This window comes from Gluconobacter sp. Dm-74 (genome assembly GCF_018256135.1).
Lineage (GTDB): Bacteria > Pseudomonadota > Alphaproteobacteria > Acetobacterales > Acetobacteraceae > Gluconobacter > Gluconobacter cadivus.
The window spans coordinates 1-774 of the sequence record NZ_JAERLX010000031.1; the positions used below are offsets into that span (position 1 = coordinate 1).

At 53.2% G+C, this 774-nt stretch carries 1 pseudogene (only partly in view); it reads left to right on the top strand.

The annotated features are described in order from the left end of the window. Nucleotides 1-774 (top strand): annotated as a pseudogene (maeA, locus tag JK208_RS15835) (oxaloacetate-decarboxylating malate dehydrogenase); its annotated part runs 385 nt beyond the window's last position; the annotation flags it as partial.

Here is a 774-nt window from a genome sequence, read left to right on the forward strand (position 1 = left end):
TTTCTTCCCATTGTTTACGATCCGACAATCGCTGATGCCTGCCTTCAGTACAGCCGTCTCTTCGAGAGACCACAGGGGATGTATCTTTCGCTACGTCACAAAGGTCGTGTGAAAGAGGTACTCGCCAACTGGCCCGAAAAAGATGTGCGCTTCATTTGCGTCAGTTCCGGCGGCCGTATTCTGGGGCTCGGAGATATCGGAGCCAACGGTATGGGCATTCCGGTGGGCAAGCTGCAACTCTATACGGCCTGCGCCGCCATCCCACCTCAGGGCCTGATGCCAATGTTACTGGATATCGGTACAACCAATCAGGAATTGATTGACGATCCACTTTATCTCGGTTTGCGGCAGGCACCCCCATCGTCAGACGAACTCGACGCATTCGTTGATGAACTCGTCGCAGCCATTCAAGAGCTTTATCCTCGTTGCTGCTTACATTTTGAAGACTGGAAAGGAGACGATGCCATCCGCCTACTGGCGCGATACCGTGACAAAATCCTTTGCTATAATGACGATATTCAGGGGACTGCGGCCATTACGATCGCGGGCCTCGACACCGCCCTNCTGTCGATCAAAGGCGAGGCGCTGAAAGAACAGCGTATCCTGTTCTACGGTGCAGGGTCTGCCGGGATCGGTATCGCAAATATGATCGTGAGTGCATTACAGGACGAAGGTCTTTCTGCAACTGACGCCCGCGCCCGCATTTCCATGATGGATATCAACGGTTTGATCGAACCTTCGCGGCAGGATCTTAATCCGTCTCAGAAAGTGTTC